At 65.9% G+C, this 665-nt stretch carries 2 protein-coding genes; both read right to left on the bottom strand.

Going from position 1 to position 665, the window contains the following annotated elements; translation table 11 throughout:
• Positions 1-162 (bottom strand): SAM-dependent methyltransferase (locus AD72_RS36270; protein ID WP_197285175.1); only part of this gene is annotated, 162 nt, incomplete at its 3' end.
• A gap of 2 nt (positions 163-164) precedes the next feature.
• Positions 165-665 (bottom strand): SAM-dependent methyltransferase (locus tag AD72_RS35010; RefSeq protein ID WP_037348441.1); only part of this gene is annotated, 501 nt, incomplete at its 5' end.

The raw sequence follows: 665 nt of genomic DNA, 5'->3' as shown, positions 1-665 counted from the left end.
GTGCCGGTTCTCCACGGCGACGGCGCGCGCTTCCGGCAACACCTTGAGCACCTGCTGCGCGAGTTCCCGGTCGGCCTTGAAGTTCGCTCCGCCGCCCAGGTAGTAATCGTAGGCACGGGCGACGTTCGGTGTCGTGGAGTCGATCTCCGGCTCGTCCCGCATGATCACCCTTTCGCTCCGACGGCCGCGTAGATGGCGACAGCTTCGTCCGAGTCCGTAGTCTGCTCATCGGGCCGCCAGGCGCGCGCCCAGGTGATGCCCGGTTCCACCAGTTCGTAGGACGCCAGGATCGCGGCGAACTCGTCCTTGCTGCGCAGATGCACGTTGTAGTTGGCGCGTTCCTTGTACTCGCCGACGACATCGTGCAGCCGGTTCCCGAGATCTCCGTCCGCCGTGCCGTGCGAGGCGATCAGGTAACTGCCCGGCGCGCTGGTCTCCGCGTACCGGTTCACGATTCCCCTCGGATCGTCCTCCTCCGGGACGAAGTGCAGGATCGCCACCATCATCACCGCGACCGGCTCAGTGAAGTCCAGCAACGCCGCCGACTGCTTCAGTACCGCGTCGACGTCCTGCAGTTCCGCTTGCACGACAAGGGAATTCTCATCGCCCTCGAGCTTGCGGCGGGCGTGGATGGCCGCGACGGTCTCGCTGTCCACGTACACGAC

It is taken from the genome of Sciscionella sediminilitoris (assembly GCF_000737195.2).
In the GTDB taxonomy this organism is placed as follows: Bacteria; Actinomycetota; Actinomycetes; order Mycobacteriales; family Pseudonocardiaceae; genus Sciscionella; species Sciscionella sediminilitoris.
This window is presented reverse-complemented; position numbering and strand designations above follow the sequence as displayed.